The organism is Kitasatospora sp. GAS204B (assembly GCF_029892155.1).
Taxonomy (GTDB): domain Bacteria; phylum Actinomycetota; class Actinomycetes; order Streptomycetales; family Streptomycetaceae; genus Kitasatospora.
Genome location: NZ_JARZAG010000017.1, coordinates 106,764 through 129,685, shown reverse-complemented (window position 1 = coordinate 129,685; position 22,922 = coordinate 106,764). Strand labels below are relative to the sequence as shown.

Sequence of the window (22,922 nt, the reverse complement as noted above, 5' to 3'; positions counted from 1 at the left end):
CCCGCCGGGTGGCGGGAGCCGACAGTTATGTCGGACACGTGGGAATTCCCAGCGAATTGCCAGGAATTTCGTGGCGAATCGTTACGCCACCGGTGCGAGTCGAGCCGCCTTCGCCAGCAGGATCAACGCCTGCTGGTGCTCGGCCGGCTCCAACGGTTCGAGCAGCAACTCCTCCACCCTGCCCACACCGGCGGCGGCGCTGTGCAGCAGCTCCTGGCCGGTGGGTGAGAGCGAGAGCAGGTTGCGCCGCCCGTCCGACGGGTCCCGGCGACGCAGCACCAGACCCCGCCTGACCAGCCGCGAAACCATCTCGGCCATCGTCGCCTTGTCCAGCGAGGCCAGCTCACCGACGGTCCGCTGATCGGCCCCCGGCTCGCTCTCCAAGGCGTCGAGCACGGCGAACTGAGGAGCCGTCAACTCCGTGCCGACGTGCTCGGCCCAGAGCTTGGTATGGACCTGCTGACCGACCCTGATCAGGTAGCCGACCGCTCGCTGGGCATCCAGCAGCGGGCGACTGTCGCTCAGCGCGGCCACCGCGGCCGGCTCCAACTTGGCTATCTTGGCGAGGACTCGGATCAGTTCGAGTTGCTCGTCGCCGGTCAGCGGCTCGAACAGGGTGCGCTGGACGCGCACCACACCGCCGGTGGCCTCACGGACCGCCTGGGCTCCGTTCTGCGAGAGCGCGAGCAGTTTGCGCCGGCCGTCCGCCGGATCGCGTCGGCGCAGCACCAGGCCACGCCGTACCAGCCGAGCGACCATCTCGGCCATCGTCGCCTTGTCCAGTGAGGCTCGTTCGCCCACCGTGCGCTGGTCAGCGCCTGGTTCGAGAGCGAGTGCGAGCAGCACGGCGAACTGAGGGGCCGTCAATTCGGCCCCTACGTGTTCGGACCACAGCCGGGTGTGCACCTGCTGGGCCACGCGGATGAGGTGACCGGGCGACTGCTGAAGTCGTCCGGGCACGCGGGTCGTCGGGATCTCCCCCAGCACCATGAATCCGTCCTGATGTCACACCCGGCGCGCTGTGGGACGCCCGGGCGGGGCAGTAGCGGCGTGCTGGCCTCCCCCGGCCCGAATCGAGAACCAACCGCAGTGATTTCGACCCGAATCGAGGGGAGCTCCGCCGTGCAGCCGACGGCTGCTGGCGCACACTATACAAACGGAGCCCGTGTTGCGGCAGGCAGGGGCAGATAGTAGACGGAGTTCATCGCAGTTGTGGTATTTCGTCCCGCGCCGCCGAGTTGAGCGGCTGCCCGGACGGCACCCTGGCCCCCTCAACTACTCGCCGGTAGGGTATTCGCGCAGCGCTCTCAGCACCATTTTTCGTTGAACCGAGAGAGACGAGTAAGAGGTATGACCGAGCAGAGCAGCACGACCAGGGTCGCGATCGTCACCGGCGCCGCGCGGGGCATCGGCGCCGCCACGGCACAGCGGCTGGCGGCCGACGGCTATGCCGTCGCCGTGGTCGACCTGGAGGAGTCGGCCGGCAAGGAGACCGTCGAGAAGATCACCGCGGCCGGCGGCCGGGCGCTCGCGGTGGGCGCCGACGTCTCCGACGAGGCCCAGGTCCAGGCCGCCGTGGACCGGATCGCCGCCGAGCTGGGCACCCCCGTGGTGCTGGTCAACAACGCCGGGGTGCTCCGCGACAACCTGCTCTTCAAGATGTCGGCGGCCGACTGGGACACCGTCATGAACGTGCACCTGCGGGGCGCCTTCCTGATGACCCGCGCGGTGCAGAAGCACATGGTGGACGCCGGTTTCGGGCGGATCGTCAACCTCTCCTCCTCCTCGGCCCAGGGCAACCGCGGCCAGGCCAACTACTCGGCCGCCAAGGCGGGCCTGCAGGGCTTCACCAAGACCCTGGCGATCGAGCTCGGCAAGTTCGGCATCACCGCCAACGCGGTGGCCCCCGGGTTCATCGCCACCGACATGACCGCCGCCACCGCCGCCCGGGTCGGCATGGAGTTCGAGGCCTTCAAGCAGGCCGCGGCCACCCAGATCCCGGTCCAGCGGGTGGGCGTCCCCGAGGACATCGCGCACACCATCTCGTTCCTCGCCAGTGCGGGCGCGGGCTTCGTCAGTGGCCAGGTGATTTACGTAGCCGGCGGACCGCTCGACTAGTCATTCCTGCGTAGCGAGCCTGGTCACCACGTCCGTGCGGTGACCAGGCTCGCTACGCTTCTCAGCGAGGGCATCAACCGCGCGGTGCCCGTCAGCTGAACCCGCAGATCCTCGATGGTCAGGCCGACCGGCCGGACCAGCAGTTCGCGGGCGCCCACGGCCAGTTGGGTCCGCAGGGCGGCCGTCACCCGCTCCTCGGTGTCGGCGATCGGCAGCTGGACGGTCTCGACCGGACGGCCCGACCGCCTTCGGCGGCGTCGGTGCGCAGGACGGTGACGAAGAGCGCGGGGTTCACCGCCTCGGCCGGACGCCGAGGCCGGGCGCGTAGTCGCCGGCCCGCAGCGGGTACGGCAGCTGGCCGTCGTAGTACCGATCGGGCCACCGCCGGACTCATGAGCCGCAGTTGACGCGCCGACCGGCTGACGGGGCTGGAACGGGGGTCGCTAGGGCGTGTTTCATAATTTCCGCCGGGCGCGCGACGCCGGGCGCCCAACGCCGCGCGCTGATCCGACGCGAATGATGAAACACGCCCTAGTACTGCCGCAGCGCCCGCAGCCGGGCCGCCTCCGCGACCATGGCGGCCCGCTCCGCCCGGCGCGCCTTGCGGGCCTGGTCCGCGCCGACCGGCTCGACCACGTGGAAACAGGCCCCGCAGACGTAGCCGCCCTCCGGCCCCTCGGAGACCGGGGTCCCGCAGTGCGCGCAGTACCGGGAGTAGGTGACGGTGGCGACCATGACGACCTCTCGCATCGGTTACGAAGGGTAGGTACACGGTAGCCGCTTGCTTCAGCGGCAGAAAGAGCGAACTGATGCTCGATCAGACCTCGGCGGGACGGCTCCCCGCGATCGACCCGGTACCGTCGCAGGTCCGGCAGGGTTCCTCGCGATAGGCCTGCTTGCTGCCGTCGGCCGAAACCCGGTACCGGGTGTAGGTGCCGGTTCCGCTGCACAGGAAGCAGTTGCCACCACCGTCCCGCTCGGTGGTGCCGGTGCCCTTGCAGGTCCGGCACTGCAGGCCGGCCAGTCGCCCGGTGCCGGTGCAGATGGTGCACACCGCGATGCTCACGCCGGTCCCTCCGTTCCTCGTGCTCCCGCCAGGGGGCCGAATGCCTCGTTCGCCGAGCCTACCGCCGGAATATCCTGGAACCGTCCGGGTAGCCCGATCCGGACGGAGGTGAGCCGCCATGCGCTATGCCACCACCCCGCGCCGCTGGCGCAGCGGGACCGAACCTCGCTACGCCCGCAGCGACCTCAAGCTGCGCTTCCTGCTCTCGGTGATCTTCACACCGATCTTCGCGCTGATGACCGCCGCCTTCGCGGTCTTCGCCGCACTGGCGAAGCCGACCAGCGCGCCCTCGCAGGGCACCCTGATCGGCTTCGCGGCGGTCTGCTTCGCGCTCACCGTCTTCGCCACGATCGACCTCTACGTGGTCATCCGGCGGCGCCGGGTCGAGCTGTAGCGCCGGTCGAGCTGTAGCGCCGGGTCACCGGCTGCCCACGGCCTGCTTCACCAGCGTCCTGCCGAAGTCCCACATCAGGCCGCTGCCACGGTGCGCGTCGTCCATCACCTCGCTGAACGCGTCCACGAACCGGTCCACCTCACGCTCAGTGATGATCAGCGGCGGGATCAGCTTGATCACCTCCAGGTGATCGCCGGAGACCTGGGTCAGGATCCGGTGCCGCTGCAGCAGCGGCACCACCACCATCTGCGCGAAGAGCCCCTTGCGCGCGGCCTGCAGCGCGGTCCAGCCGGTGCGCAGCTTGAGCGAGCGGGGCCGGCCGAACTCGATGCCGATCATCAGACCGCGGCCGCGCACCTCGGCGAGCAACTCGTACTTCTCGGTCAGCGCGGCCAGCCGGTCGCGGAACAGGTCGCCGACCCGGCGGGCGTTCTCCACCACCCGCTCGTCCCGCATCACCCGCAGGGTCGCGAGCCCAGCGGCCATCGCCTGGGCGTTGGAGCCGAAGCTGGCCGAGTGCACCAGCACCCGGTCCATCGAGGAGTAGACCTTCTCGAAGATCCAGCCCTTGCCCAGGGTGGCGCCGATCGGCACGTAGCCGCCCGAGAGCGCCTTGGCCGCACAGACCAGGTCGGGCTGGACCCCCTCCTCGTCCTGGTAGGCGAAGAAGGCACCGGTGCGCCCGATGCCGGTCTGCACCTCGTCGCAGATCAGCAGCGCCTTGTTCTCGTGCAGCAGCTCCTGGGCGGCACGCAGCCAGCCGGGCGGTGCGGCGTGCACGCCCTTGCCCTGGATCGGCTCGACGATCAGCGCGGCCACGTCGCCCTTGCGCAGCTCGCGCTGGAGCGCGGCGAGGTCGCCCAGCGGGATCGCGGTGTCCGGCAGCAGCGGCCCGAAGCCCTTGCGGAAACCGCCCTCGCCGTTGATCGAGAGCGATCCGGTGGTCAGCCCGTGGAAGGCGTGGTCGCAGTAGAGGATCCGCCCGCGCCCGGTGGCGTAGCGGGCGAACTTGATCGCGGTCTCCACCGCCTCGGTGCCGCTGTTGCCGAAGAAGACCCGGTCCAGGCCCGGCGCCAGGGCCAGCAGTTGCTCGGCCAGCAGGCCGGGCAGCGGCGGGCAGTCGAACCGGGTCAGGTCGGGCAGGTCGAGGTCCATCACCTGCTGGATCGCGTCGCGCACCACCGGGTGGTGGCGGCCGAGCGCGAAGATGCCGAAGCCGGCCAGCATGTCCAGGTACTCGTTGCCCTCGGCGTCGTAGAAGTACGGGCCGGCGGCGCGCTCGTAGGTCTTGTCGAAGCCGATGGTGTGCAGCATCCTCGGCAGCTGCGGGTTGAGGTAGCGGCCGTGCAGCTCGTACCGCTCGCCGCCGCGCTCGGCGAGCAGGGCGGCGAGGTCGAGGGCGCCTTCGGGTCGGTCGGCAGGCACGTCGTCAGCTGGCACGGGGTTCGTTCACTCCTCGGTTCGGTAGCAGGTGCTTGGCGAAGGCGGCGGTCTGGGCGGCGATCCCGGTACCGGTCAGGCCGGCCTCCTCCATGATCTCGCCGCGCCCGGCGTGCTGCAGGAACTCCTGCGGAATTCCCAGGTCACGCAGCGGGGTGTCGACATCGGCGTCGCGCATGGCCTGGGCGATCGCCGCGCCCACCCCACCGACCCGACCGTTGTCCTCGACGGTGACCACCAGCCTGTGCTGGGCGGCGAGTTGGACCAGCGCCGGATCGACCGGCTTGACCCAGCGCGGATCGACCACGGTGGTGGCCAGCCCGTCGGCGGTGAGCAGCGCGGCGGCGTCCAGGCAGGCGAAGGCCATCGCGCCGACCGAGACCAGCAGCACGTCCTGCCCGCTGCGCCCGGGCACCTGGGTGCGCTGCAGCACGTCGACGCCGCCCACCTGCTCGACGGCCGGACGGACCGGGGTGACCTCGCCCTTGGGGAAGCGGACCACGGTCGGCGCGTCGGTGACCTCCAGTGCCTCGCGCAGCTGGGCCTTGAGCTGCTCGGCGTCGCGCGGCGCGGCCAGCCGCAGCCCGGGGACCACCTGGAGGATCGACATGTCCCACATGCCGTTGTGCGAGGCGCCGTCATTGCCGGTGACGCCGGCCCGGTCCAGCACGAAGGTGACGCCGAGCCTGTGCAGCGCGACGTCCATCAGCACCTGGTCGAACGCCCGGTTCAGGAAGGTCGCGTAGACCGCGACCACCGGGTGCAGCCCCGCGGTGGCGAGCCCGGCGGCGCTGGCGACGGCGTGCTGCTCGGCGATGCCGACGTCGAAGGTGCGCTTCGGGAAGGCCTTGGCGAACGGCGCCAGGCCCACCGGCTGGAGCATCGCGGCGGTGATCGCCACCACGTCCGGGCGCTGCGCCCCGACGGCCAGCATCTCCTCGCCGAACACCGAGGTCCACGAGGTGCCACCGGCCGGCGAGATCGGCAGGCAGGTGTAGGGGTCCATCGCGCCCACCGCGTGGAAGCGGTCCGCCTCGTCCAGCTCGGCGGGGCGGTAGCCGCGGCCCTTGACGGTCAGGCAGTGCACGATCACCGGGCCGCCGAAGCCACGCGCCTTGCGCAGCGCGGACTCCACCGCGGCGATGTCGTGGCCGTCGATCGGGCCGATGTACTTCAGCCCCAGGTCCTCGAACATGCCCTGCGGCGCGAAGGAGTCCTTGAAGCCCTTCTTGGCGCCGTGCAGCGCCTCGAAGATCGGCTGGCCCACCACCGGGGTGCGCTGCAGCGCCTCCTTGCCCCAGGCCAGGAAGCGCTCGTAGCCCTGGGTGGTGCGCAGCGTGGCCAGGTGGTTGGCCAGGCCCCCGATGGTCTTGGCGTAGGACCGCTCGTTGTCGTTGACCACGATGACCAGCGGCCGGTCGTCGGCCTCGGCGATGTTGTTGAGCGCCTCCCAGGCCAGCCCGCCGGTCAGCGCGCCGTCACCGATCACCGCGACGGTCTGCCGGTCCGCGCGCCCCTGCAACTGGTGCGCCTTGGCGATGCCGTCGGCGTAGCCGAGCACGGTGGAGGCGTGCGAGTTCTCGATCACGTCGTGCTCGGACTCGGCCCTGGACGGATAGCCGGAGAGCCCGCCCTTGGCCCGCAGCCGGCTGAAGTCCTGGCGCCCGGTCAGCAGCTTGTGGACGTACGCCTGGTGCCCGGTGTCGAAGAGGATCCGGTCGCGCGGCGAGTCGAAGACCCGGTGCAGGGCGATGGAGAGCTCGACCACGCCGAGGTTGGGTCCGAGGTGGCCGCCGGTGCGGGAGACAGCCTCGATCAGGAAGTCCCGGATCTCCTGGGCCAGCTGCGGCATCCGGTTGGCCGGCAGGCGCTTCAGATCGGCTGGTCCCTGGATTGAGGACAGGAGTGACATGGCTCCACCTCTACGCTCGGTGATGAAGGACTTGACTGATTGGGCTGATCGGGCGGGACTGACGGGACGTCTGGGTTCAGCCTGCCGCGATCACGGCCGGCACGCCCGCTGGGGCGCCGTCGGCCTGCATCTGCTCGGCGAGCTTGAGGGCCTCCTCGATCAGGGTCTCGACGATCTTCGACTCGGGCACCGTCTTGATCACCTCGCCCTTGACGAAGATCTGGCCCTTGCCGTTGCCCGAGGCCACCCCCAGGTCCGCCTCCCGCGCCTCACCCGGACCGTTCACCACACAACCCATCACCGCGACCCGCAAGGGCACCTCCATGCCCTCCAGACCCGCCGTGACCTCCTCCGCGAGCTTGTAGACGTCCACCTGCGCCCGACCGCAGGACGGGCAGGAGACGATCTCCAGGCCGCGCTGACGCAGGTTCAGCGACTCCAGGATCTGGATTCCGACCTTGATCTCCTCCACCGGCGGCGCGGAGAGCGAGACCCGGATCGTGTCCCCGATCCCCTCCGCCAGCAGCGCACCGAACGCGACGGCCGACTTGATGGTGCCCTGGAACGCCGGGCCCGCCTCCGTCACACCCAGGTGCAACGGGTAGTCGCACGCCGCCGCGAGCTGCCGGTAGGCGTTGATCATCACGACCGGGTCGTTGTGCTTCACCGAGATCTTGATGTCCCGGAAATCGTGCTCCTCGAAGAGCGAGCACTCCCACAGCGCCGACTCCACCAGCGCCTCGGGCGTCGCTTTCCCGTACTTCTCCAGCAGCCGCTTGTCCAGCGAGCCGGCGTTCACGCCGATCCGGATCGGCGTACCGGTCTCCTTCGCCGCCTTCGCGATCTCGCCGACCTTGTCGTCGAACGCCTTGATGTTGCCCGGGTTCACCCGCACCGCCGCGCACCCCGCGTCGATCGCCGCGAACACGTACTTCGGCTGGAAGTGGATGTCCGCGATCACCGGGATCTGCGACTTCTTCGCGATGATCGGCAACGCGTCCGCATCGTCCTGCGAGGGCACCGCCACCCGCACGATCTGACACCCCGAAGCGGTCAGCTGCGCGATCTGCTGCAGCGTCGCGTTCACATCCGAGGTCAGCGTGGTGGTCATCGACTGCACCGAGACCGGCGCGTCACCACCCACCGGCACGTTGCCGACCATGATCTGACGCGAGTGACGACGGGTCGCGAGCGGCTTCAGCGGCAGCGATGGGATACCGAGCGAGATCGCGGTCATGACTGTTCGCACATCCTTGCTGTGTTGGTCCTGGTGTCATGGTCGGACCCGACGCGCGCTCCCGCACGCGCGCCGGGCCCCGACCATTCAGCGATTGCCGCTGACGGTCTCCCGCATGGCTCGCAGCGACTCCTTGAGCGAGCCCATGGTGGCCAACACCGCCGTCGGCTCGTACCCGCAGTGCGCCATGCAGTTCTCGCAGCGCGGGTCCTTGCCACGGCCGTACTTGGACCAGTCGGTCTTCTCGATCAGCTCCCGGTAGGTGGGCACGTACCCGTCGGCCATCAGGTAGCAGGGACGCTGCCAACCGAAGAGCGAGTAGTTCGGGATGCCCCACGCCGTGCACTCGAAGTCGACCTTGCCCTCCAGGAAGTCCAGGAAGAGCGGGCTGTGGTTCAGGCGCCACCGGCGACGGTTGCCACCGGAGAAGGCCTTGCGGAAGAGCTCCCGGGTCTGCTCCACGCCCAGGAAGTGCTCCTGGTCGGGCGCCTTCTCATAGGCGTAGGCCGGGGAGATCATCATCTCCTCGACCTGCAACTCGTCGTTGAGGAAGTCGAGCACCTCGATGATGGTCTGCGGGGTGTCCGTGTTGAAGAAGGTGCTGTTGGTGGTGACCCGGAAGCCGCGCTGCTTGGCCTCCTTGATCGCGGCGACCGCCTCGTCGAACGTCCCCTCCTTGGCCACCGACTCATCGTGGCGCTCGCGCAGGCCGTCGATGTGCACCGTGAAGGTGAAATACGGCGAAGGAGTGAACTTGTCCAACTTCTTGCGCAACAGCAGCGCATTCGTGCAGAGGAAGACGTACTTCCGCCGTTCGACCAGCTGACGGACGATCTCGTCGATCTGCGGGTGCATCAGCGGCTCACCGCCGGCGATGGAGACCATCGGAGCGCCGGACTCCAGCACGGCACCGACCGCCTGGGCGACCGGCATCCGCTGCTTGAGCACCCCGGCCGGGTGCTGGATCTTGCCGCAGCCCTCACAGGCGAGGTTGCACGCGAAGAGCGGTTCCAGCTCGACGATCAGCGGGAACTTGTCACGGCGCTTGAGCAGCTTCTGCTGCATGAGGTAGGTACTGACCCGCACGGTCTGGCGCAGCGGCATTGCCATGGCTAGCTCGCCTCCTGAGGGAGCGTCGGCAGGGAAGAGTGGGTCGCGAGAGAGAAATCTGACGGCTCCGGTATCGGACACGGGCGCTGGGCGCCGGCACCGACCACGCTCCGGTGCCAGCCGAGCAGGGCGGGCACCAGGGCCCGCAGGGTGCGGTAGGCGCGCAGTCCGCCGGGCAGGGTGCCGGGACGCAGCAGCTCGCGCTCGGGCGTGTCCACCACCACCCGGACCGCCGCCACCGGCAGGCCGGCGGGCAGCGCGTCGAACGCGGCCGCGGACTCCATGTCCACGGCGATCGTGCCGCGGCGGTGCAGCACGCGGCGCTCGTGGCCGCGCACCACGTGGTCGGCGGAGTACAGCGGGCCGGTGCGCACGGGCAGACCCAGGCCGGTCACGGCCTGGGCCAGGACATCGGGCAACTGGGTCGCAGTTGAACATCCCGAAGCGGAGTGCACCCTGTCGGCAACAATCACCTCACCAGGTCTTGTTCCCGGCGCGGCGGCAGCGCAGAATCCGGTCATCAGCACCGCGCTGTACCCCTGGGGGGCGGCCGCCAGCAGGGTGCTGAGGGTCCGCCCAGCCCGCGCCGGGCCCATACCGGTGCGGGCGAGCACCGGTGAACCGCCGAGCGCGTTCGCCCAGTCGCCGCCGCGCAGCGCCCACTCCTCCGGGGCCAGCGCGCACAGGACCAGGAGTGGAGCACTCATGTCAGCCTCCCCAGCGCGGGGTTGCCGTGCAGGTAGCGGCCCAGTGCGGTGACCGGGAAGACCAGCCGGTAGAGGTGGTAGTTGATCGAGAAGTCCCACGGGAACCCGGTCCCGGTGAACTGCGGCTCGTCCCAGTTGCCGTCCGGCTGCTGAGTGGCCGCCAGCCAGCGCACGCCGCGTTCGACGGCCGCGCTGCCCCGCTCCGCCCCGGGGGCGAACCGCCCGCCGGGGCCCTCGCCGGCCGACAGCAGCGCCATCAGCGCCCAGGCGGTCTGCGAGGCGGTGGACTCCCCGCGCCCGGACCAGTGCTCCGGGTCCTCGTAGGAGCGCATGTCCTCGCCCCAACCGCCGTCCGGATTCTGCCGCTCCTCCAGCCAGCGCACCGCGCGGCGGATCGACGGGTCGGACTCGGGCACCCCGGCGGCCACCAGGGCCGGCACCACCGAGCCGGTGCCGTAGATGTAGTTGGTGCCCCAGCGGCCGAACCAGGAGCCCTCGGCCTCCTGGTTGCGCAGCAGCCAGTCGACGCCGCGCCGGGTGCGCGGGTCGTCCGCCTTGCCGACCTCGGCGAGCATCTCCACCACATGGGCGGTCACGTCGGCCGAGGGCGGGTCGACCACCTCGCCGAAGTCGCAGAACGGCAGCTTGTTCGGCAGCGTGCTGGTGTTGTCGACGTCGAAGGCGCCCCAGGCACCGTTCTTGGACTGCATGCCGAGGTTCCACTCGACACCCCGGTGGACCGCGCCGTCCACCAGCTCGGGCTCGGGGTGGCGCACCCGGCGCAGCGCCAGCACCACCTCCGCGGTGTCGTCGATATCGGGGTAGGTGTCGTTGTGGAACTCGAACGCCCAACCGCCGGGCGCGAGCTGGGGACGCTGGACGGACCAGTCGCCCTTGGTGGTGATCTCCTCGCCGAGCATCCAGTCGGTGGCCTTGACCAGCGCCGGATGGTCGCCCGGCAGACCGGCGTCGACCAGCGCGATGGTGGCCAGGCAGGTGTCCCAGACCGGGGACTGGCAGGCCTCCAGCCAGCGCTTGCCGTCCTCGGTGTGCACGGTGAAGCGTTCGAAGGCGGCCAGACCCGCCGTCATGACGGGGTGGTCCAGCTCGTAGCCGAGCAGGTGCAGGGCGATCAGCGAGTAGACGGCGGGCGGCTGGATCCCGCCCCAGCAGCCGTCCGCCTCCTGCCGTTCGACGATCCAGCGGCCCGCCTGGGTGAGCGCCAGGCGGCGCAGCGGACGCACCGCGCGCTTGTGGTAGGCGTGCAGGACCAGGTCCAGGCGTTCGAAGAGGCCGTCCCAGCTGGCGGGCGGCGCGAGCGGGCGCAGCGGGAAGGGGTTGGCCGGATCGGTGTGCAACTCGGTCAGGTCGAACGGCGCCGGTCTGACCGGGCGGTGGGCCGAGACCACGGTGAGCGGGACGATGGTCTGGCGGGCCCAGCAGCCGAAGGCGTAGATGTTCAGCGGCAGCCACTTGGGCAGGAACATGATCTCCGGAGGCATCTCCGGCAAACGCTCCCACGGCCACCAGCCGAAGAGCGCGAGCCAGATCCGGGTGAAGACTCGGGTCGCCGCGATCCCGCCGTGGGCGCGGACGTACTCGGCGGCGGACCGCATGTGCGGGGCGTCGGGTTCGTCGCCGGCCAAGCGCAGCGCGACATAGGCCTCGACGGTGGTGGAGATCTCCGGGGGGCCGCCGTGGAAGGTCCCCCAGGTGCCGTCCGCGCGCTGCTGCGAACGGATCCACTCGGCGGTCGCGGCGGTGTGCTCCGCGGTTCTGATACCCAGGAACTGACGGAGTAACAAGTCCTCCGCGTCCATGGTGACGTTGGTCTCCAGGTCCCCCTTCCACCAGCCCTCGGCGTCCTGTAGGGACAGCAGGTGTGCGGTGGCCCGGCGCAGGCTGTCCTCGATCTCCGCGCGTTCCACGGGTGCGTGTGCGGGCGGCTCGCCGATGACCTCGACGACCTCCCCCGCCACCTGCCACGGGGCGACCGCCGGGTCGGGCGGCCGCTCATCCACCGCGACCGGCTCGGAATCGTACTCAGGGTCGAGCCGGCCGTCCGCGGTTGCTGTCAACTTGATGTCACCTCTCTCGTACCACCACGAATTCGGCGAGAGCCACGAAACGCTCGCGCACCTCGTCGGCCATCGGCACCTCGTCCAGCGCGGCGAGGGCGGTCGTGTGCTGGCGGCGGGCCTCCTCCTGGGTCCAGGCGCGGCCACCGGCCTGCTCGATCAGCGCGGCGCGCCCGGCCAGCACCTCCTCGGACTCCTCGCCGCGCCCCTTCGGGTCGGCGAGCAGCTCGGCCAGCCGGCGGGAGGCCGCGCCGCCCTCGGCGAGGGCGGCGGCGACCGGCAGCGACTTCTTGCGCTGACGCAGGTCGCCCCAGTGCGGCTTGCCGGTGATCTCGGTGGCGCCCCAGATGCCGAGCAGGTCGTCGACGGCCTGGAAGGCCAGGCCCAGGTGGTGGCCGTAGCGCTCCAGCGCGTCGGCGGTGCGGTCGTCGGCCCCGGCCAGCACGGCGCCGACGGCGGAGGCGGCGGCCAGCAGGGCGCCGGTCTTGTTGCCCTCCATCGCCAGGCACTCCTCGACCGTGACCACGTCGCGGTGCTCGAAGGAGAGGTCCTGGGCCTGACCGTCGATCAGCTTGCGGGTGGCGACGGTGAGCAGGCGCACGGCCCGGGCCGCGTCGGTGTGGGTCGCGGGCGCCGGCCGGTCCCCGGAGGGATGGGCGGAGTCCAGCAGGACCTCGGTGCCGAGGGTGGCCAGCGCGTCGCCGACCAGGATCGCCTGGGCCGGTCCGAAGACCGTCCACGCGGTGGCCCGGTGCCTGCGAGTCTCGTCACCGTCCATCAGATCATCATGCAGGAGGGAGAAGTTGTGCACCAGCTCAACGGCGACCCCACCAGGGACTCCGGCAAGTGCGTCGGCGCCGGCCGCCTCGGCCGAGAGCAGTGCCAGGGCCGGGCGGATCGCCTTGCCGCCGTCGCCCGCCACCGGGTTGCCGGCCCGGTCGGTCCAGCCGAAGTGGTAGGCCGCGACCGCGTCCATCGGCGGCGCGAGGCGCGCGATCGCCGCGCGCAGCGGCGGAGTGCAGAGCGTGCGGCCTCTGGCCAGCAGCTCGGGTACCGAGACGGGCTCGGCTTGGGCCGTCGCTCCCGCGGCCGTGCTGGGGCGTGCCTCCACGTGTGTTCCCTCTCCGTGGGCCGGTGTGCTGGGGTCGGTGCTGGTGGGGTGGGCCGGGAGCCGGCCGGCTGGGGCGCCCGGGGTGTCCGGTGGCGCGCTCATCGGGGCCACCGCCCGTCGCCGCGGTCCACCGGGACCCGGGAGCCGGTGCCGCGCAGCGCGGCATCGGCGGCGGCGTGGCCGCTGCGCACGGCGCTCTCCATGGTCGCGGGCCAGCCGGTGGCGGTCCACGAGCCGGCCAGCAGCAGGCCGGGGATCCGGGTGGCGGCCACCGGGCGCAGCGCCGCGGTGCCCGGCGCCGGGTCGAAGGTGGCAGTGCGCTCACGGGTGACGAAGAAGTCGAGCACCTCGGCCCCGCGGGCCGCCGGCAGCAGCCGCATCAGCTCCGGCAGGTAACGGGCCCGCAGCTCGGAGACCGGCAGGTCGATCTCGTCGCGCACCGCGGACTGGGAGAGCGCCAGGTACTGGGCGCCGGGGTGGGTGCGCGCCACCGTCGAGCCTGCCAGGCCCGAGTGCGGGGTCCGGTCGAAGACCCACTGCACCGGGGAGTCCAGCGCCGCGAAGAACGGCCGGCGCAGCACCTTGCGGTCGTAGACCACGTGCACGTTGAGGATCGGCGCGGTGCCCAGCTCGGCCAGCCGGTGCTGTCCGTCGATCGCCTCCGGCGGCAGCAGGGCGGCGGCGCTCTCCTGGGCGCCGGCCAGCACCACGACATCGGCGCTGAGCAGCTCGCCGTTCTCCAGTCGCACCGCGTGCGGCGGGCCCACGGTGGCGGAGACGGTCTTGATCTCGACCGCCTTGGTGCGCAGCCGCACGGTGACGTCGGCACGCTCCAGCTGGGCGAGCGCCGCGTCGTGGTGCACGACGCCGAGCGGGACGGCAGCAGTGCCGATGTCGCTGGCGCCGGGGTCCATCAGCAGGCCGGTCTTGAAGACCATCGCGGCCAGCGCCAGCGAGACCTCGTCGGCCCGGGCGTTCAGGGTGGCCACCCCGACCAGGTCCCAGAGGGCGGCGATGGTGCGCTCGTTCTGGCCGTGCGCGCGCAGCCAGCTGCCGAAGGAGAGCTGGTCGAGCGCCGGGTCGGCGAGGTCGAGGCGCTGCAGCGCGAGCGCGCCGCGCACCACCCGCAGCCGGTCCAGCGGCGCCAGGTGCGGATAGCTCGCCAGGCTCGCGGCCAGGTGCAGCGGCACCGGCAGCGCGGCCCGGCGCAGCCGGCCGAGCCGGTGCCGGTCGCCGCGCACCGCGAGCACCGGGACATCGAGACGGGGCTGGATCTCGACCTGGTCGGTGGCGCCCAGGCGCTCGACCAGGCCGCGGTAGGCGGTGCAGCAGCGCAGGAAGACGTGCTGGCCGTTGTCCACGGTCAGCTCGCCACGGCGGAACGAGAAGGCCAGCCCGCCCAGCCTCGGGCGGGCCTCCAGCAGGGTGACCCGGTGGTCGGCCTCGGCCAGGCGCAGCGCGGCGGTGAGGCCGGCCAGGCCGCCGCCGACCACCACGGCGGTGCGCTGGTTCGTTTCTTCGGCCTGCCTGCTCATCGCACCTCCCCGCCGTTCGCTCCGTGCCCTCGGGTGTCCCCCTCAGTGCACACCCGTCTCCCGCACAACACCCGCCACAACACCGCAGATCCCTCTGATGATTCCCCGTCGTCGAACGATGACGGAGGGTCGCAAGGGTTCAAGAACGTCCTCCGGCCAGGCCGGAGAGCGCGACGTAGGCCTTCTCCCAGCCCGGCAGCGATACCCTGCCGCGCAGCACCGACTCGGGCTCGGCGGCGATCCGCCCGAGCAGCCGGTGGTAGATGCCGGCCATCGCGGCGGTGCAGGCGCGGCTGCGGCGGTCCAGCATCGGCAGCAGCCGCAGGCCCTCCTCGAAGTAGCCCTGGGCACGCCGGGCCTCGAAGGCCACCAGGCCGGCGAAGTCGGCGCCGGCCGGCGGCGTGGGCGAGGCGAAGCCCTGCTCGCAGCCAAACCTGGCCAGATCCTCGGCGGGCAGGTAGGTACGGCCGTTGACCGCGTCCTCGCGCAGGTCGCGCAGGATGTTGGTGAGCTGCAGGGCCAGCCCCAGGGTGTCCGCGTACTCGGCGCCGCGCTTGGGGTCGGCGCAACCGTAGACACCCAGCGAGAGCCGGCCGATCGAGCCGGCCACGCAGCGGCAGTAGACCTTGAGGTCCTCGAAGGTCCGGTACTCCTCGCCGCGCAGGTCCATCTCGACGCCGTCGATCAGCTCGTCGAAGGCGTCGAGCGGGACCGGGAAGCGCCGGGCGGCGTCCGCCAGCGCCACCTTGATCGGGTCGGTGTCCTCCTCGGTGACCGCGCCCGCCCGGATCTCGTCGAGCAGCGCGCGGGTGGCGAGCAGTTGCTCCTGCTTGCGGTCGGCCGACAGCTCGCCGTCGCCGATGTCGTCGACCCGGCGGGCCAGCGCGTAGAGCGCGGACATGGCCAGCCGCTTGGACTCCGGGAGCAACCTGATCCCGTAGCTGAAGTTGCGGGCCTGCAGGGCGGTGACCGCCTCGCAGTACCGGTACGCCGCCATGACCGGTGCCGACGCCAGTGGTGATGCCGCCACTCGGGCGCTCACCTTCCCTTCGCGAAGATGGCCGCCGCCTTCATCGCCAGGCGGCGCTTGTCGGGCTTGGCCTGCTGGGCCAGCACGTCGTACCCGGCGGCTTCGATGGCCGCCAGGGCCGCGTACCCGCCCGCGGTGAATCCCGCCAGGAGCAGTCGAAGCCTTCCCCGAACCGTACCGACCAGCGGCGCGCCGTGATCGAGCAGGGTCCGGGCCCGGGCCGCCTCGAACGCGACCAGTTCGCGCACCGACGCCCCGGCGGTCGGGGCGGCCAGGTCGGCCTCGGTGACGCCGAACCTGGCCAGATCCTCGGTTGGCAGGTACACGCGACCTCGGGCGAAGTCCTCGGCCACGTCCTGGAGGTGCTCGATGACTTGCAGGGCGGTGCAGATGGCGTCCGAAAGCTCGATCCGTTCCGGCGTCGCGACGTCGGCGAGCGCGAGCACCAGCCGGCCGACCGGGTCGGCGGACAACGTGCAGTAGCCGACCAGACTCTCGAAGGTCGGGTAGCGGGTGGTGGTCTGGTCCACCCGGTTGGCCTCGATCAGCCGGCGGAACGGCTCGGGGGTGACGGCGTGCCGCCCGATCAGCGGGACCAGGGCGGCGAGCAGGGGGTGGTGCGGGGGCTCGCCGGCGGCACCGAGGGTGCGGGGCAGCGCGGCCTCGAACGCCCGGTCGAGATCGCGCTCCAGCGCGTCGAGCAGGCCGAGCCGGAACGCGGTCTCGTCACCGCCGTGCGCGGGCGCGCCGAGCAGCGCGGCGGTGGCCGCCGGGTCGGCGAGGTCGCCGTCACCGGCGTCGTCCACGAGGCGGGCGTAGCCGTAGACGGCCATCAGGTCGTCGCGCCAGGCCGCGGGCAGGAAGCCCGGGGCGACCGGGAAGTTCTCCCGGGCCGCCTTGGCCAGCGTGTCGTCCTGGCCGGGACCGTCCGCCGCACCACCACCCGGCCGGGCCGAGAACTGCGCCGAAGTCGTCACTGCCGTCACTCCCCCGTTCTACACCGGTGTGGACCATGGACCCGATTCGGACACGCTTCCCCCGCAGGCTGGGCCGCTCCCGGACCCTCACCCTTTCACTTCCGGTCACCAGCCGAAAAGACCACCCCCCGGCGCGCCGACGCTGCTCACCCTCCCGGCGCACACGCGGGGGGCGCGAACGCAGGGCACGCGCCGAGGTCGGCCCGAGGGAACCGGACGACCATCTCATTCATCTCGTTGCCGAGGGCAACAATGCCAGAGCCGGTGCCCGAAACGCTCGCGCGTTTTCGGACACCGGCTCTGCGGGCTTCGGGCGAGGGCGTCTTACGGGCGCTCGCCGCGCTCGTACATGCCGACGACCTCGTCGGTCGGGCCGTCCATGATCAGCTCGCCGGTCTCGATCCAGATGGTCCGCTCGCAGGTGTCCCGGATCGCGTTGTTGTTGTGGCTGACCAGGAAGACCGTACCGGCCTCCTTGCGCAGCTCGCGGATGCGGGCCTCGCTGCGGCGCTGGAAGGCCTGGTCACCGGTGGAGAGCGCCTCGTCGATCAGCAGCACGTCGTGGGTCTTGGCCGCCGCGATCGAGAACCGCAGGCGGGCGGCCATGCCGGAGGAGTACGTGCGCATCGGCAGGTTGATGAACTCGCCCTTCTCGTTGATCCCCGAGAAGTCGACGATGTTCTGATAGCGCTCCTTCACCTGGGCCGGGCTCATGCCCATCGCCAGGCAGCCGAGCACCACGTTGCGCTCGCCGGTCAGGTCGTCCATCAGCGCCGCGTTCACACCGAGCAGCGAGGGCTGGCCGTTGGTGTAGATGCCGCCCTTCTCGGTGGGCAGCAGGCCGGCGATCGCCGACAGCAGGGTCGACTTGCCCGAGCCGTTGGAGCCGATCAGGCCGACGGCCTCACCCTTGTACGCGGTGAAGCTGACACCGCGCACCGCGTGCACCTCGGTGATGGCGGGCGAGCGCTTGCGGGAGATCAGCCGGCTGAGGGCGGAGGTGGCGCTGCCCTTGCCGGCGGAGGCGCCGTGCACCTTGTAGACGATGTGCACGTCGTCGACGACGACAGTCGGCGTCCGGGTCTCCTTGGCTGCGGAGATCGCCCGGGCGTCGCGCTCCTCGCGGTCGGTGATCATGGTGGTCTCAGCCACGTCCGTACTCCTCTTCGGCCTTCCAGAAGAACACGTAACCGATAACGAAGGCTACGAGCGCCCACCCGAGCGCCATCTCCCAGACGTGGGGCGGCAGCTTCTCGGCACTGCTCCCGTAGTGCTTCTTGCTGTAGATGCTGGGGATCATCGCGTGCCGGAACAGCTCCATGTACACGGAGGCCGGGTTCGCGGTGGCGACCTGCTGCACCCAGTGCGGCCACTTGTGGACGCGGTCCGCGATGCTGTACATCACGCCGGACAGGTACATCCAGGTACGCAGGACGAACGGCATCAGCTGGGAGATGTCACTGGTCTTGGCACCGATCCGGGCCATCATCAGGGCCAGGCCGGTGTTGAACAGCGAGAGCAGGAACATCGCCGGGATCACCTGGAACCAGGTCAGCCCCGGCATCAGGCCGTTGCTCAGGACGATCACGACCAGCACGACCATCGAGATCAGCAGCTGCTGGAGCTGGATCACCGTGAAGGCGATCGGCATGCACGCACGGGGGAAGTGCAGCGCACGGATCAGCCCGAGGTTGTACGAGATCGCGCCGGTGCCGGACTGGATGGCGCTCTGGATGAACTGGAAGATGAACACCCCGACGCAGAGCCACGGGATGTACTTCGGCACCGAGTTGCCGCTGAGGATGAGGCCGAACACCAGGTAGAACACCGCACAGTTCAGCAGCGGCGTGACGACCTGCCAGACCTGGCCCATCTTCGCCGTGGTGTACTGCGCCACCAGTCGCGCGGTGGCGAACGCGACGATGAAGTGTCGGCGTCCCCAGAGCTGCTTGGTGTAGGCGAGGAGCCCTGGCCGACGGCCACTGACCGTCAGACCGTACTTATCGGCGAGCTGCTTGGGGGTCAGCCCGGTATCAACACCCCCGGGTAGAGAGAGGTTGATCGGTTCACTCACTGTCGACACATTCGTCCTTCACGGGATCGGAAGTCCGGCTGCTGGCCGGGGGGCAGTAGCCGGGCTCTCGCCGACGGGATCGACTCCCGCCAGGAGAATTCCAGCGGATCACAGGGGGGACGGCCGGCGGTGTGGTGTTCCGCCGACCAGGTGATCAGATGACCGGCGGTCTGCCCAACCTGGTCAAGCGCCATACAGTACGCCATCGCATCGGCCGTCGCTCACCGCACGGTGTGCGCCAGCCTTCCCGGAAACCGCCCCACCAGGCCTTACGTGCCTCCCGCGGGGGGCGGCGGGCCAGGGTGAGCAGGATCCAGGTGCACAGGTAGAGAGGCACCAACGGCACCGGAAGGTTCCGTCGGGCCAGCCACACCCGGTTGCGCGCCACGTTGTGGAAGTACGCGGCATGCCGGGCGGGAGAGGTGGTGGGGTGGTGCAGCACGATGTCGGCCCGGTAGTCGATCGACCACCCGGCATCCAGCGCACGCCACGCGAGGTCGGTCTCCTCGTGGGCGTAGAAGAAGTCGGCGGGCAACTGCCCGGCCCGCTCGAAGACCGTCGAGCGGACGGCGCTGGCGCCGCCGAGGAAGGTGGTGACCCGGGAGGAGCGCAGAGGGTCGGCGGCGCGCAGCCGCGGCACGTGGCGGCGCTGGGTCTCACCGGTCTGCGGGTCGGCGATCCGGAAGCTGACGATGCCCAGGCCCGGGTCGGCGGTGAACGCCGCCCGCAGCAGCTCGGCCGAGTCGGTCAGCGGCAGCCGGCCGTCGTCGTCCAGGAAGAGCACGGCGTCCACGTCGCGGGCGTCCGGGCCGAACAGCTCGATGCCGACGTTGCGCCCGCCCGGGATGCCCAGGTTCTCCGGCAGCTCGACGGACCGCACCCCGGCGGGCAGCGGCGGCAGCGGCGCGCCGTTGCCGACCACGGCCAGCTGGACGGCCGGGCCCTGCTGGTCGAGCACGGACTGGATCAGCGCGTTCAGCTCGGCCGGGCGGTTGCCCATGGTGATGATCACCGCGCCGAGCCGGAAGGCGTCGGTCTCAGTGCCGGTGGCCTTGTCGGCGGCGGTGCCGGCGGCGCTCTCGGTGGCCTGGTTGTCGGTGGTGGTCATCGCAGCCTGCTGGAGAGGACGATGCTGAGCAGGTGGAGCACGGTCTGGAGCATCGCGATGGCGGCGAGCAGCACGATCGCGAGCCGGGTGAAGAAGAGGCCGCCGTGCACCTGGTCGGCGATCCCTGCCGCCAGGATGAAGAGCGAGGCCTCGACCGCACCGACCAGCCGGTGGAACTTGAGGACGGAGGCCGCCCGGCGGGCCTTGGCCACCCCGGAGGAGCGCGGCACCGAGGCGCTGTCCTCGACCGCGGTCATCCCGCTGCGGGCCCGGGCCACGTCGACCAGGTCGGTCTCCGACTTGATCAGGATCGCGCCCAGCGCCGCCAGGGTGCCCAGGAAGGCCCACTCCCAGCGCGAGCCGCCGTGGTGGAACAGGTCCGCGCCGCGCAGGCCGAGGCCGGTGAGCAGCGCGGCCTCCGACATGTAGTGGCCGACCCGGTCCAGGTAGACGCCGGTCAGCGAGGTCTGCCGACGCCAGCGGGCCACCTCGCCGTCCACGCAGTCCAGCAGCAGGTAGAGCTGGATCAGCAGCGCACCGACGATCGCGCCGCCGATGCCCGGGATGAGCAGCCCCGCACCGGCCAGGATGCCGGTGAACATCATCAGGTAGGTCAGGCCGTTGGGCGTGATCGCCGTGACCGTCGAGAGGATCCGGGTGATCCGCAGCGAGATCCTGCGCATGTAGAGCCGACCCGCCCAGTGCTCGGCGCTGCGGCGCTGGAGCATCCCCTCCGGGTGGATGACGGCGCGCAGTTCCTCGATCGAGGGGCGGACCGTGAGGTCGACCGGCGGCCGCTCGGCGGCTTCGGGGCGGGCGGCTGAGGAGCTGGACTCAACTGTTGACGGCTTGGACATAGTCGGCGTACGCGTCCCTGATCGCAGATGGGGAGAGGTCGAGGTGCTCAAGAATGGTGAAGCGGCCCGGCCGGGTATTCGGAGCGTAGTGCACCGCCTCGGTGAACTCCGCCTCGGTGAACCCGATCTGATCGGCGGTCACCGGCAGGCCGTGGGCCCGCAGGCGGTCGACGATCAGCCTGGTCAGTTCCTGCTCGCCCCGCAGGAAGCTCGCGAAGGCGGCCCCGAGGCCGACCTGCTCGCCGTGCTGGGCGGAGCGCTTGGGATGCAGCACGTCCAAGGCATGCGAGATCTCGTGGCAGGCCCCCGAGGAAGGCCGGGTGCTGCCCGCGATGCTCATCGCGATGCCGGACAGTACCAGTGCTTCCGCGAGCGCGGTAAGGAGGTCCGGATCCTCCAGCGCACCCGGGTGCCGCAGCAGGCTCTCGCCCGCGGAACGGGCCATCGCCACCGCGAGTCCGTCCACCTTCTCGCCGGTCACCCGCTGGGAGAGTTCCCAGTCGGCACACGCCGAGATGTTGGAGAGGACGTCGCCGACACCGGCCGCCACGAAGCGCTGCGGGGCCTGCTGGATCACGTCCAGATCGACCACGACGCCGATCGGCCCCGGCACCCCGTACGAGCCGCGCCCCGCGTCGTTGTCGAGCGTCGACACGGGAGAGCAGATGCCGTCGTGCGCCAGGTTGGTGGCGACGGCGACCACGGGCAGCCCGACCCGCGCGGCGGCGTACTTGGCGGCGTCGATGATCTTACCGCCACCCAGACCCACCAGGACGTCGTAGTGACCGCCACGGACCTCGTCCGCCAGCCGCACCGCGCCGTCCAGGGTGCCGTCGGCCGCGTCGAACCAGTCGGCGTTCGGCAGCACCGGCAGCAGCCGCTCGCGCAGCCGGGTCCCCGAGCCGTTGCTGATCGCCACCGCGACCCGGCCGCCGGTCGACAGCCGCTGGTCGGCCAGGATGCCCGCCAGCGAGTCCAGGGCGCCCGGACGGATCTCGACGAAGAGCGGCGAGGGAATCAGCCGGGTCAGTACTGGCACGCGATCTCCCGGGCCTTCGCCAGGTCGGCGTGGTTGTCGACCTCGACCCAGGGGACCTCGCCGATCGGCTGCACGTCGATCCGGAAGCCGCCGTTGACCAGCTCCTGGTAGCCGTCCTCGTAGTACAGCTGTGGGTCGCGCTCGAAGGTGGTGCGCAGCGCCTCGGCCAGCTCGGCGGCGGCGGAGGGGTTGATCACCGTGACGCCGATGTACTCGCCGGTCGCGTCGGCCGGCTCCATCAGCTTGGTGATCTTTTGCATGCCCTTGACCGGGTCGACGACGACCTTCATCTCCTCGTCGGCCAGCTGCTTCACCGTGTCCAGCGCGAGCAGGATGCCCGGCGCCCGCCCTTCGGCGATCAGCCGGTCGTTGCCGTCCAGCATGGTGCGCTGGACGGAGGCCGGGTGCACGGTGTCGCCGTTGGCCAGGAGCAGGCCCTCGCTGAACAGCTCGCGGGCGCACCAGAGCGAGTAGGCGTTGTTCCACTCCTCGGCCTTGTCGTTCTCGACCAGGGTGAGCTTGACGCCGTACTTCTGCTCCAGCGCCTCCTGGCGCTCGTACACGGCATCCTTGCGGTACCCCACGACGATCGCGGCCTCGCGCAGGCCCACCTCGGCGAAGTTGCCGAGCGTGAGGTCCAGCACGGTCTTCTCGCCGTCCACCGGCACCAGCGCCTTGGGGAGCGTGTCGGTGTACGGGCGGAGCCGGCGGCCGGCTCCGGCCGCCAGAACGAGGCCGATCATGCGGGGTCTCCTGTGCTCGTCTGCATTGAGTACACGTGCTGCCTGCATGCACGTGCTGCCTGCGGACACGTCCTACTCGCCGGGTGCGCGCGTGCTGCCCTGGGATTCCCTTGTACCGGCCCGCGGATCGCGCACCCTCGCCGTGCCTGGCCCCGGCGCGCAGTCCGCGCCCGCACCCACACCGCGTGATGCCCACCCGCGGAACGACTCCCCGGTCCCACCGCTCGGCGGAGCACCGTGTCGTATGTGATGGTAGGCGACCGGCGCGACCTGCCCGAACGCCGCCCCACGGTACGCCGGAGGTGCCAGGGCGAGTGGTGGTCGGGGCGTGACAGGACCATGCAGAACATGTGTTCGATTTTTGCCGTTACTCAGCACACCCGTGC

Annotated in this window: 22 protein-coding genes; 2 read left to right on the top strand and 20 right to left on the bottom strand. The window is 71.0% G+C overall.

The annotated features are described in order from the left end of the window. Positions 1 to 81: 81 nt before the first annotated feature. On the bottom strand, positions 82 to 867 hold the full coding sequence (locus P3T41_RS23090) for a MarR family winged helix-turn-helix transcriptional regulator (protein ID WP_280691898.1): 786 nt from the start codon (positions 865 to 867) through the stop codon (positions 82 to 84). Positions 868 to 1,350: 483 nt separating this feature from the next. On the opposite strand from P3T41_RS23090, the gene fabG reads away from it, so the two are divergent. Beyond that, positions 1,351 to 2,118 (top strand): 3-oxoacyl-ACP reductase FabG, encoded by a 768-nt coding sequence (gene fabG, locus P3T41_RS23085; protein ID WP_280691897.1) that lies wholly within the window; start codon positions 1,351 to 1,353, stop codon positions 2,116 to 2,118. A gap of 23 nt (positions 2,119 to 2,141) precedes the next feature. Here fabG and P3T41_RS23080 read toward each other — a convergent pair whose 3' ends face one another. The 3 genes from P3T41_RS23080 to P3T41_RS23070 form a co-directional block, all read right to left on the bottom strand. Beyond that, positions 2,142 to 2,306 carry a hypothetical protein gene (locus P3T41_RS23080; protein ID WP_280691896.1) on the bottom strand — a complete coding sequence of 55 codons (165 nt, stop codon included), beginning with the start codon at positions 2,304 to 2,306 and terminating at the stop codon, positions 2,142 to 2,144. 343 nt (positions 2,307 to 2,649) lie between these two features. Continuing rightward, positions 2,650 to 2,868, bottom strand: coding sequence for a hypothetical protein (locus tag P3T41_RS23075; protein WP_280691895.1), 219 nt, complete (start codon positions 2,866 to 2,868; stop codon positions 2,650 to 2,652). A 67-nt stretch (positions 2,869 to 2,935) separates the two neighbouring features. Then, the gene (locus tag P3T41_RS23070) at positions 2,936 to 3,184 is read right to left on the bottom strand and encodes a hypothetical protein (protein ID WP_280691894.1); all 249 of its coding nucleotides are present in this window, start codon (positions 3,182 to 3,184) and stop codon (positions 2,936 to 2,938) included. A gap of 118 nt (positions 3,185 to 3,302) precedes the next feature. Between P3T41_RS23070 and P3T41_RS23065 the strand changes: the two genes are divergently transcribed. Next, positions 3,303 to 3,578, top strand: a complete 276-nt coding sequence (locus P3T41_RS23065; RefSeq protein ID WP_280691893.1) for a DUF6343 family protein — start codon at positions 3,303 to 3,305, stop codon at positions 3,576 to 3,578. Positions 3,579 to 3,602: 24 nt separating this feature from the next. On the opposite strand, the gene P3T41_RS23060 is transcribed toward P3T41_RS23065, so the two are convergent. The 16 genes from P3T41_RS23060 to P3T41_RS22985 form a co-directional block, all read right to left on the bottom strand. Further along, positions 3,603 to 5,018 carry an aspartate aminotransferase family protein gene (locus P3T41_RS23060; protein WP_280691892.1) on the bottom strand — a complete coding sequence of 472 codons (1,416 nt, stop codon included), beginning with the start codon at positions 5,016 to 5,018 and terminating at the stop codon, positions 3,603 to 3,605. Then, a complete protein-coding gene (dxs, locus tag P3T41_RS23055; protein WP_280691891.1) occupies positions 5,008 to 6,930 on the bottom strand; it encodes a 1-deoxy-D-xylulose-5-phosphate synthase in 1,923 nt (640 codons plus the stop codon). The genes P3T41_RS23060 and dxs overlap by 11 nt, the downstream gene beginning before the upstream one ends. Positions 6,931 to 7,006: 76 nt before the next feature. Continuing rightward, on the bottom strand, positions 7,007 to 8,167 hold the full coding sequence (gene ispG / locus P3T41_RS23050) for a flavodoxin-dependent (E)-4-hydroxy-3-methylbut-2-enyl-diphosphate synthase (protein WP_280691890.1): 1,161 nt from the start codon (positions 8,165 to 8,167) through the stop codon (positions 7,007 to 7,009). An 87-nt stretch (positions 8,168 to 8,254) separates the two neighbouring features. Further along, complete coding sequence (gene hpnH, locus P3T41_RS23045; RefSeq protein ID WP_280691889.1) at positions 8,255 to 9,277, bottom strand: adenosyl-hopene transferase HpnH; 1,023 nt, start codon at positions 9,275 to 9,277, stop codon at positions 8,255 to 8,257. Between the two features lie 2 nt (positions 9,278 to 9,279). Continuing rightward, positions 9,280 to 9,984 (bottom strand): 1-hydroxy-2-methyl-2-butenyl 4-diphosphate reductase, encoded by a 705-nt coding sequence (locus tag P3T41_RS23040; protein WP_280691888.1) that lies wholly within the window; start codon positions 9,982 to 9,984, stop codon positions 9,280 to 9,282. Further along, a complete protein-coding gene (shc, locus tag P3T41_RS23035; RefSeq protein WP_280691949.1) occupies positions 9,981 to 11,939 on the bottom strand; it encodes a squalene--hopene cyclase in 1,959 nt (652 codons plus the stop codon). Before shc ends, P3T41_RS23040 begins: the two co-directional genes overlap by 4 nt. Before the next feature lie 130 nt (positions 11,940 to 12,069). After that, positions 12,070 to 13,107: a polyprenyl synthetase family protein gene (locus P3T41_RS23030; protein WP_280691948.1), complete on the bottom strand. Its 1,038-nt coding sequence runs from the start codon at positions 13,105 to 13,107 to the stop codon at positions 12,070 to 12,072. Positions 13,108 to 13,271: 164 nt separating this feature from the next. Then, positions 13,272 to 14,708, bottom strand: a complete 1,437-nt coding sequence (hpnE, locus tag P3T41_RS23025) for a hydroxysqualene dehydroxylase HpnE (protein WP_280691887.1) — start codon at positions 14,706 to 14,708, stop codon at positions 13,272 to 13,274. Positions 14,709 to 14,847: 139 nt separating this feature from the next. Beyond that, on the bottom strand, positions 14,848 to 15,705 hold the full coding sequence (hpnD, locus tag P3T41_RS23020) for a presqualene diphosphate synthase HpnD (protein WP_280691947.1): 858 nt from the start codon (positions 15,703 to 15,705) through the stop codon (positions 14,848 to 14,850). Between the two features lie 41 nt (positions 15,706 to 15,746). Beyond that, entirely contained in the window at positions 15,747 to 16,643 is an 897-nt protein-coding gene (gene hpnC, locus P3T41_RS23015; protein WP_280691946.1) for a squalene synthase HpnC, read from the bottom strand. Between the two features lie 396 nt (positions 16,644 to 17,039). Further along, complete coding sequence (locus tag P3T41_RS23010; RefSeq protein ID WP_280691945.1) at positions 17,040 to 17,852, bottom strand: ABC transporter ATP-binding protein; 813 nt, start codon at positions 17,850 to 17,852, stop codon at positions 17,040 to 17,042. A 7-nt stretch (positions 17,853 to 17,859) separates the two neighbouring features. Then, positions 17,860 to 18,789 (bottom strand): ABC transporter permease, encoded by a 930-nt coding sequence (locus P3T41_RS23005; protein WP_280691886.1) that lies wholly within the window; start codon positions 18,787 to 18,789, stop codon positions 17,860 to 17,862. A gap of 154 nt (positions 18,790 to 18,943) precedes the next feature. Then, positions 18,944 to 19,789, bottom strand: coding sequence for a glycosyltransferase family 2 protein (locus P3T41_RS23000; protein WP_280691944.1), 846 nt, complete (start codon positions 19,787 to 19,789; stop codon positions 18,944 to 18,946). Between the two features lie 104 nt (positions 19,790 to 19,893). Then, positions 19,894 to 20,625: a CDP-alcohol phosphatidyltransferase family protein gene (locus tag P3T41_RS22995; protein WP_280691943.1), complete on the bottom strand. Its 732-nt coding sequence runs from the start codon at positions 20,623 to 20,625 to the stop codon at positions 19,894 to 19,896. Between the two features lie 106 nt (positions 20,626 to 20,731). Beyond that, positions 20,732 to 21,793 (bottom strand): iron-containing alcohol dehydrogenase family protein, encoded by a 1,062-nt coding sequence (locus P3T41_RS22990; protein ID WP_280691885.1) that lies wholly within the window; start codon positions 21,791 to 21,793, stop codon positions 20,732 to 20,734. Further along, the gene (locus P3T41_RS22985; RefSeq protein WP_280691884.1) at positions 21,781 to 22,536 is read right to left on the bottom strand and encodes a phosphocholine cytidylyltransferase family protein; all 756 of its coding nucleotides are present in this window, start codon (positions 22,534 to 22,536) and stop codon (positions 21,781 to 21,783) included. Before P3T41_RS22985 ends, P3T41_RS22990 begins: the two co-directional genes overlap by 13 nt. Positions 22,537 to 22,922 lie beyond the last annotated feature (386 nt).

Coding starts and splice junctions, on each gene's coding strand:
- ispG (WP_280691890.1), bottom strand. CDS start 8,167: ATGACCGCGATCTCGCTCGGTATCCCATCGCTGCCGCTGAAGCCGCTC.
- hpnE (WP_280691887.1), bottom strand. CDS start 14,708: ATGAGCAGGCAGGCCGAAGAAACGAACCAGCGCACCGCCGTGGTGGTC.
- P3T41_RS22995 (WP_280691943.1), bottom strand. CDS start 20,625: ATGCTCCAGCGCCGCAGCGCCGAGCACTGGGCGGGTCGGCTCTACATG.
- dxs (WP_280691891.1), bottom strand. CDS start 6,930: ATGTCACTCCTGTCCTCAATCCAGGGACCAGCCGATCTGAAGCGCCTG.
- P3T41_RS23040 (WP_280691888.1), bottom strand. CDS start 9,984: ATGAGTGCTCCACTCCTGGTCCTGTGCGCGCTGGCCCCGGAGGAGTGG.
- P3T41_RS23075 (WP_280691895.1), bottom strand. CDS start 2,868: ATGCGAGAGGTCGTCATGGTCGCCACCGTCACCTACTCCCGGTACTGC.
- hpnD (WP_280691947.1), bottom strand. CDS start 15,705: ATGGCGGCGTACCGGTACTGCGAGGCGGTCACCGCCCTGCAGGCCCGC.
- P3T41_RS22985 (WP_280691884.1), bottom strand. CDS start 22,536: ATGATCGGCCTCGTTCTGGCGGCCGGAGCCGGCCGCCGGCTCCGCCCG.
- fabG (WP_280691897.1), top strand. CDS start 1,351: ATGACCGAGCAGAGCAGCACGACCAGGGTCGCGATCGTCACCGGCGCC.
- P3T41_RS23010 (WP_280691945.1), bottom strand. CDS start 17,852: ATGATCACCGACCGCGAGGAGCGCGACGCCCGGGCGATCTCCGCAGCC.
- P3T41_RS23000 (WP_280691944.1), bottom strand. CDS start 19,789: ATGGGCAACCGCCCGGCCGAGCTGAACGCGCTGATCCAGTCCGTGCTC.
- P3T41_RS23065 (WP_280691893.1), top strand. CDS start 3,303: ATGCGCTATGCCACCACCCCGCGCCGCTGGCGCAGCGGGACCGAACCT.
- hpnH (WP_280691889.1), bottom strand. CDS start 9,277: ATGGCAATGCCGCTGCGCCAGACCGTGCGGGTCAGTACCTACCTCATG.